Consider the following 8082-nt stretch of genomic DNA (forward strand, 5'->3'; position numbering starts at 1 on the left):
CTTACCGTCCTTATAAGGACGCCAAAGGCGTTTATGCTTGTTAAAGTCGCTATTTCATTGATGAAAAGTCCTTTGCTAGCCCTATAGTGGTCTGCAGTCGCACAGCTACCTCGACTAAGGTCCAGTACCAAAAACCGTCGTTGGTCTGTTTTGAAAGTCTGCGATTTGCTCTAGAATAAGGCTATAAGGTTAAGGACAACGAAAGGCGGTGAGAAAATAATGCAAAGAAGACAAGGAAACGGATTAGCGGTTGTACTGATTGTGATTGGTGCGGTAATGCTGCTCGGTTTAGCGCTTCCTCTGATTCACGGTATTTTCAGACTACTGTTCCCAGTATTGCTGGTTGTTCTCGGGTACTATGGGATTAAGAGTGGACGCAAGGTTATCGGTTGGGTACTAATGTTCATTGGTGTCATGACCTTGATCGCGAAGCTTTCCTGGATCATCGGACCACTTCTAGGTGTGGCGTTGATCGTATGGGGAGTGTCAGCTTTAAAGGGTAGAAGAAATGGTACTTATTAAGAAGAATTGTACTTAAACAAGAAGCAGGGAGGGAGCAGGAGATTATGAGTGTTTTTCGTCGCATGAGGGATATTACAGTAGCTAATCTAAATGAACGTCTAGAGCAAAGTCAAGATCCTGTGAAGCTAATTGATCAATTTCTACATTCAACTCGCGAGGAAATCAGTGAAGCTGAAAGATTGTATCAGCAATACGCTTCCCATACGAAGCAATTGCAACAGCAAGTGAACCAAGCGACTGCCATGAGAAACAAACGTGAGGAACAGGCGTTACTCGCATTAAAAGCAGGAGAAGATCATCTTGCAAAGCTGGCTTTGCAAGAAAAGATCATTCACGAGGAAAAGTTGGAGCAGTACAGCGGGCTATTTGAACAAAGTAAGCAATCCTTGTTTGAACTTGAAGGACAGCTGAATGAGCTGAAAATAGAGTATCAGACAGTTTATAGCAAACGTCAGTATTACGCAGCCCGGATGGAGTCGCTGAGACTGCAGCAACGGATGAATCAAAGAGCAAGTGCTTATGGTAACGGTGGTGATGTTCCCAAAATGTTCGGACGTCTGGAAGATCGGATGTCAGATTGGGAATTAGAAGCGAAGAGCCTGCGCGATGTACGTCGCATGGGGCAGGAATATGCGGTGCAAGCAGGTGAGACTGTAGCTACCGTACTCGAAAGAGAAATGGCACGCTTAAAGGAGAAACTGAACAATGGTGGAAAGGAGTAGCGCTATGAGTCGATTATATCGTTCAACAAGAGATAAAGTGATGACGGGTCTTGCAGGTGGATTATCTGAGACACTCGGTATTGATTCCACGCTATTCCGGATTCTGTTACTGGTCAGCATTCCGTTTACAGGAGGTGCCGTGATTCCAGTGTACTTCATCGCTGCGCTGGTCATTCCGAAGGAGCCTACGCATTATAATCCTTTCGGACCAGGCCCTGGTGCACCGGGTGGCCCATTCGATGGTCCTTACTCAGGTAGACCAGAACATGGACACGGACCGCAGGCTAATGGCGGACATGGACCTTACGGACGCCAACCTAACTACAATCCTAATTTTGAAAAGAACAACGCTTATTCAGCTCCGGATTCCGGTTTGGATGCGATGATGAAGGATATCGAGAAGAAGGCTCTGCAAAAAGAAGTAGAAGAACTCAAACAAAAACTGTCTAAATATGAGAAAGGGGAATTGTAAATCATGGGAGTATTTCAAAGAATTAAAGATATGACTAAGGCGTCGGTAAATGACTTGTTGGATAAGGTAGAGGACCCAATCGTAATGCTTAACCAATATCTGCGCGATATGGAGGCTGAAATTCACGAAGCGGAAGTTACAGTTGCCAAGCAAATGGCGAACGAACGTCGCATGAAGCAACGCGTGGAAGAAGCAGCAAAAATGTCCGCACAACGTGGAGCACAAGCTGAATTGGCATTGAAAAACGGCCAAGAAGAAGTGACTCGCAAGCTGTTGGAAGAAAAAATCTACTTCGATCAAAAACAAGCGGAATACAGCGATCTTCATGCTCAGGCTGAAGTGCAAGCGAAGGAATTGGTTGGACAGCTGCATGATATGAAGGATGAATTCTACAAGCTGCGCAACAAGCGTAACGAGCTCGTATCCCGCGCTCAAATGGCTAAGGCGAAGAAACAAATGACACAAATCAGTAGCGTGCATTCCATCGAAAGTGGCAGTGCGTCACTCGGCTTCCACCGGATGGAAGAGAAGATTATGCAGCTTGAAGCAGAAGCAGATGTAATGCGTGCACCTTACAGCCCATCCGCTGCCTACACTAAACCAGTCGATGTTGAGAAGCAACTGAAAGTGGATGAGCAACTGGCTGCATTAAGAAGCAAGCTGAATGATACACCGGCTGCTCCTTCTTTAAACAAAAAAGAAGATTAAATCCTGTTCCTAAAACTTAAGCAGATATGATATGCTGGACAAGAAGAAGCCATACGGTATGGATCTCCATACCGATATGGCTTTTGTAGCGGCTGGCTATAATATATCTTGTAGGAGGTGCGAAATGGATAAACGAAACCGTTTGATTGCCATCGGACTGATCGGTATTGGCTGCATGATGATTTTTGGTAGATGGCTCGGCTTTTTCTCCATTGTCGCGCTTCTATTCCTGTTCCTAGGAGTCTACCGCACGACGTCAGGCAAAGTGAAGCAGGGTTATAAGCTGCTCGGAATTGGCGCTATATTGCTTTTGCTGGATCATTTGGTGCTGGTACTGGGGATTTGCTTGATTTCTTTAGGGATGTTTTTTACTAAATCCAAAAGAGTTCAGCGTAAGGAAGGGTTCATGCAGAAGCAGAACTTTTCGTCTAGATTTGACTGGGATCGCTCACCCTGGGTGATGCATAGCCTCAGCTCATGGCATATCCTTGGAGAGGCCGATCTTGATCTTTCACTGGCTATGGCGGAGCAAAAAGAAACGGTGATGCTGTTTCAAGGTATCTTTGGGGATATGGACATTCAATTGTCAGATGATTACGGGATAGAAATCGAAGCCTTTGTGCTTTTTGGATCGATTGAATTTGGTAACCAGCGGGACACAGGTATGCTAAACCGTCTGAACTGGAAATCCCCTAACTATGAGAGCAGTGAGTATAAGGTAAAGTTTAGTGTGTCTTATTTGATGGGAGATTTGGATGTGCGATTATCCTGATTAGTTTGATACTGAAGGGAGGGTCCCCGTATGGAAAGAAAGAATAAAAATATGATGTCACGCAGTATGGGTGAGGGGGCTCTGTTCTCTTTTGTCATGCTGCTAGTGATATTGTACACCATGTATACATATGGCTATTTGAAACCTTTTGAAAGCTGGACGATTGGATTACGTACGGCCTTCACTTTAATTCTGCTGCCCATGGGGTTCGGAGTTGGCTTTGGCTTCTATCAGAGCTTTCGGGTAAAGCGAAAGTTGGAACGCCTGAGAGAAACGCTCGTATTGTGGGAGAAGGGAAACTTAACGCTATCTATGCCAGACTTGGGCGATGATGAGCTGGGAAGGCTCGGAGAACAATTGGGCCGAATCAGCGGAAAATGGGAAAACCAAGTGACAACACTGCAGCGATTGTCTACAAATAACGCGAAGCTCGCGGAGCAAGCACGAGTATCTGCTATTATGGAAGAGCGGCAACGGCTTGCGCGTGAATTGCATGATGCTGTCTCTCAGCAGCTGTTCGCGATCTCTATGACCGCCACGGCTGTAGGCCGGACCCTGGAGAAGGATTTTGACAAGGCGCAACGGCAAATTGCACTGATTGAGGAAATGTCTGCTGTAGCACAATCAGAGATGAGAGCATTATTGCTGCACTTAAGACCTGTTTATTTGGAAGGTAAGGGATTAGAGCAGGGGCTACAGGAGCTGATCAAGGAGCTTAAGGTTAAAGTACCGATAGAAATCGTGTTCGAGATGGACCCTGATGTACAATTGCTAAAAGGGGTAGAGAATCACTTATTCCGTATTGTGCAGGAGGCAATCTCTAATACGCTTCGTCATGCGAAAGCAGAAAAGATGGAAATTAGGCTGCATCGTCGAGGAGATACGGTACGGTTGACGCTCCGTGATGATGGGATTGGTTTTGAAATGGATGATAGTAAACAAACTTCCTACGGTTTGTCGAATATGCAGGAGCGGATGAATGAAATCGGAGGTTCCATTCAGTTTATTACCGCTCCGGGCAAAGGAATGCGGATTGAAATTACCGTTCCGTTAGTCAATGAATAATAGGAGGAAAGAGTGACCATGGAGATGGAGGAAGCCATTAAGGTATTGCTTGTAGATGATCATGAAATGGTACGGATTGGACTAGCTGCTGTTCTAGGTACTGAAGACGGAATAGAAGTCGTAGGGGAAGCTGGAAGTGGGGAAGAAGGTATCCGCCTGGCACAAGAGTACAATCCGGATGTAGTCCTGATGGATCTCGTAATGGATGGTATGGATGGAATTGAAACGACCAAACAGCTAATGAAGCAGTATCCCGAAATCAAAGTTATTGTGTTGACAAGCTATCTGGATGATGAAAAAATGTATCCGGTGATTGAAGCAGGTGCATTCAGTTATTTACTAAAGACCTCACGAGCTACTGAAGTGGCAGATGCCATCCGTGCCGCGGCAAGAGGCCAGTCTGTACTGGAGTCACAGGTCGCCTCTAAAATGATGAATCGTTTTAGAAACAATGCAAAGGGTGAATCTCCTGCTTATAAAGAGCTTACAGAGCGCGAGATGGAAGTATTACGTCTGCTGGCGCAAGGTAAATCGAATCAGGATATCGCGGACCAACTAATTATTGGGATCAAGACTGTGAAATTTCATGTAACGAATATTCTCGCGAAGCTGGGTGTGGAAGACCGAACCCAAGCAGCTATTTATGCATATAAAAATGGACTAGCTGAATAGAAACCAAAGGCTGAAGCCTCTTGCTTCAGTCTTTTTTAATGCATAAGTTTAGAATCTCCTAATTCGTACATACTGTCTAGTAGATTGCTAGAGAGGTTCGAAAGGGAGAATAAATTATGCTGAAGGCTATGTTGAACAATGGAACAAAAAAAGGGACTCTTTTTATATTATTATTCCTGTGCTGCACTGTAGCTTTACTGGTAAACCTTCAAAGCGCTAAAGCAAAATCAATCGATCAAGACGAAGCTGTTTCGCATACATCAGTAACATCGGAACTGAATGCTTCACTGATGAGTTTAATAGATCTCGGGACGAAAACAACGGTATCCGGTTCACCACTGCGTATCGTCTTAAAATGGCAAGGGGCAATCAGCGGTTACAATGATCCTTCTGTTGAAGTGGCTAAGCTTAGCGCCCGCCTTGGATTGACAGTACCGTCAGGAATTGATGAAGATGGGCATATGACCTATCGTTCAGCAGCGGTACAACCATATGGATCACGTCTCTCCTTATTTTGGAGCGAGCTTGGAAAAGGAAATAGTTATGTTATTGTGACGTTAGATACTGCTGATTTAAAGGATAAGGTTAGCTTTCAGGGGGCTGCCGATGAAGTTAGTACAATCCTAGAACAGAGTAACATCAAGGCAGAATGGAATGTATCCCTTCAAGGAATAGCTGAAAACCAGGGGGGACCTGAAGGTGTATTGTCGCAAACCGAAGGGTTACTTAAAGAGCAGTTTAAAACTGTGAGTGAGAAAGAGAGCTATAAGGATGTAGCAACAGTCAGCCGTACGTATTCGATTCCTGATTTGAAACGCTCGGTAGTCAGCGGGAACCATTCGGTTTCAGCGCAAATCGCAGTGCATCAGGAAGATCAAAATGGGACGAATCGCCTAACCATTGGCTTACCATTAATCACCATCGAATACTGACAAATTCCTTTTTTATAAGCAAAGATATAATTAGTAATAAGAAATTTTAATTGAAATTCGCGAAATCCCGAGAGTATTTGTCAGGAATCTGATAGCATCCTTTTTAGGAATATGCTAAAATGACATAACGTCGTTTACTCGACGCTGAGAATGTCAATAAACTATATTACATACAGAAAGATGAGGAGCCATGGCTGAAAATCAAACCCTTGATGCACTGCACACACCCGGTGCTGTCTTTTTTATCTTTGGGGCAACCGGAGATTTAGCCCGGCGTAAGCTTTTCCCGGCGATTTACAGCTTGTACCGTGAAGGTAAGCTGGCACATGATTTTGCGGTAATTGGCGTGGCGCGGCGCCCGCGTACTCAGGAAGAATTTAGAAGTGATGTGAAGGAATCCATCCTTGAATTCTGCCGTTATAAAGCGGGAGAAGAGAACGAATGGAATGAGTTTGTACAGCATTTTGAATACAAATCTCTGGACATCAACGATATTGATGGCTTCCGTGAATTAAGAGCTCAAACAGAAGCTCTTGAAGAGAAGTTCAGAATTCCGGGCAATCGGATGTTCTATCTTGCGTTGGCACCTGAATTGTTCGGCAGTGTCTCGTTCAACCTTAAGGCTGGCGGCATGCTGGATAGCACAGGTTGGAATCGCCTCGTCATCGAGAAGCCTTTTGGATATAATCTGGAGTCAGCTGAGCAGCTGAACGAGCAGATCCGTGAGGTATTCAAGGAAGAGGAGATCTACCGGATCGATCATTATCTTGGTAAAGAAATGGTTCAGAATATCGAAGTCATTCGTTTTGCCAACGCTTTTTTCGAACCGCTTTGGAATAATAAGCATATTGCCAATATTCAAATTACACTTGGCGAAACCGTAGGTGTTGAAGAGCGTGGTGGTTATTATGACCATGCTGGAGCGTTACGGGATATGGGCCAGAATCATATATTGCAACTGCTGACTATGATCGCAATGGAACCACCAAGCCGTCTGCTTGCAGAAGATATTCGTGACGAGAAGGTGAAGGTACTTCGTTCCCTTCGTCCTTATGGTACATCTGACGAGGTTCGTGAGAACGTCGTGAGAGCACAGTATATTCAAGGCTTGCATGGTGGAAAGCCCCTTCCTGCTTATCGTCAGGAAGATAAGGTTGATCCTGAATCGAGTACTGAGACGTATTTTGCTGCCCGTGTGTTTGTAGATAACTTCCGCTGGGCTGGAGTTCCTTTCTATATTCGTACAGGTAAACGTCTACCGGTGAAGACAACGGAAGTGGTAGTTGAGTTCAAGGGAATGCCAACCAATGTTTATTTGGGACAAAAGCATACGCTGGAGCCTAACCTGCTTGTTATCCGTGTGAACCCAATGGAAGGCATTTATGTAAAGATTAATGCCAAGAAGCCGGGTTCCGAGTCTGAAATTCAACCACTAGCTATGGACTTCTGTCAGAGCTGCTTGGTTGGAATTAATTCCCCGGAAGCTTACGAGCGCTTGCTTCATGACGCGGCACGTGGAGATTCCACTTATTTCACTCGTTGGGATGAGGTATCGTCGGCATGGTCGTTCGTGGATCGTATTGCGAAGGCTTGGAAGGAAGAGTCGCGTGATTTATCTTCTTATCCTGCTGGCACTTGGGGTCCGGTTGAAGCGGATCAATTGCTTGCTCAGGATGGCTTCCATTGGTGGCCGGTAAACGGTCAAGAAGAAGATAATGTAGTATGGCTGAAGAATAACTAAACTTTGCGTTAATGCTATCTCCCTGCAGAGGATGCAGGGAGATTTTTTGTAATGCTGAGATTAGAAAACACTCAGTCTCCCAAGGCCACACTGGCTCCAAATGCCGCTCGGGTGACAGGAGCATTTTTCAAATAACTGCACTTTGTACAATTAAAATCACATATTGGGTGGAAATTAGTCTTTTAAGTGTATTCTCTGCAACTATTTTCTCCGCATAAGGCCTAAAAGCTAGCACATTGAATTTTTAATTGCATCAAATACAACTAAAGGCGATTGGAAATGCCAATACTTCTTATAAGTGTAGGAAATACAACTATTTTACTATAAGAGATTGCGGAGAAATGTGAAACGAATTCAAGGGAGGGGCCTGTATTCAACAGGTAGGCATGGGGAGCCCTGTTTCCAATTAACACACACCTCTTTGGGACGGACCGAGCGGACCTTAACCTCCGAAATGCATGTTTTAGTCAAGCTTA

At 44.8% G+C, this 8082-nt stretch carries 9 protein-coding genes; all 9 read left to right on the forward strand.

All coding sequences use genetic code 11. The annotated features are described in order from the left end of the window. Nucleotides 1–219 precede the first annotated feature (219 nt). The 9 genes from CA598_RS30400 to zwf all read left to right on the forward strand — a co-directional run bounded on the left by CA598_RS30400 (nt 220) and on the right by zwf (nt 7606). A complete protein-coding gene (locus CA598_RS30400; protein ID WP_042191767.1) occupies nt 220–522 on the forward strand; it encodes a LiaF transmembrane domain-containing protein in 303 nt (100 codons plus the stop codon). Nucleotides 523–566: 44 nt separating this feature from the next. Further along, nucleotides 567–1244 (forward strand): PspA/IM30 family protein, encoded by a 678-nt coding sequence (locus CA598_RS30405; RefSeq protein ID WP_094874750.1) that lies wholly within the window; start codon nt 567–569, stop codon nt 1242–1244. Nucleotides 1245–1248: 4 nt separating this feature from the next. Then, nucleotides 1249–1716 (forward strand): PspC domain-containing protein, encoded by a 468-nt coding sequence (locus CA598_RS30410; protein WP_094874752.1) that lies wholly within the window; start codon nt 1249–1251, stop codon nt 1714–1716. A 3-nt stretch (nt 1717–1719) separates the two neighbouring features. Beyond that, nucleotides 1720–2424, forward strand: a complete 705-nt coding sequence (locus CA598_RS30415) for a PspA/IM30 family protein (protein WP_094874749.1) — start codon at nt 1720–1722, stop codon at nt 2422–2424. Between the two features lie 124 nt (nt 2425–2548). After that, a complete protein-coding gene (gene liaF / locus CA598_RS30420; protein WP_094878910.1) occupies nt 2549–3196 on the forward strand; it encodes a cell wall-active antibiotics response protein LiaF in 648 nt (215 codons plus the stop codon). Nucleotides 3197–3226: 30 nt separating this feature from the next. Beyond that, nucleotides 3227–4261, forward strand: coding sequence for a sensor histidine kinase (locus CA598_RS30425; RefSeq protein ID WP_094874747.1), 1035 nt, complete (start codon nt 3227–3229; stop codon nt 4259–4261). Nucleotides 4262–4279: 18 nt separating this feature from the next. Continuing rightward, nucleotides 4280–4933, forward strand: coding sequence for a response regulator (locus tag CA598_RS30430; RefSeq protein ID WP_179281788.1), 654 nt, complete (start codon nt 4280–4282; stop codon nt 4931–4933). A gap of 116 nt (nt 4934–5049) precedes the next feature. Beyond that, nucleotides 5050–5865 carry a YwmB family TATA-box binding protein gene (locus CA598_RS30435; protein WP_094878911.1) on the forward strand — a complete coding sequence of 272 codons (816 nt, stop codon included), beginning with the start codon at nt 5050–5052 and terminating at the stop codon, nt 5863–5865. A 190-nt stretch (nt 5866–6055) separates the two neighbouring features. Further along, a complete protein-coding gene (gene zwf, locus CA598_RS30440) occupies nt 6056–7606 on the forward strand; it encodes a glucose-6-phosphate dehydrogenase (RefSeq protein WP_094874745.1) in 1551 nt (516 codons plus the stop codon). Nucleotides 7607–8082: the final 476 nt, after the last annotated feature.

Source organism: Paenibacillus sp. VTT E-133291 (assembly GCF_002264395.1).
GTDB lineage: Bacteria > Bacillota > Bacilli > Paenibacillales > Paenibacillaceae > Paenibacillus_AQ > Paenibacillus_AQ nitricinens.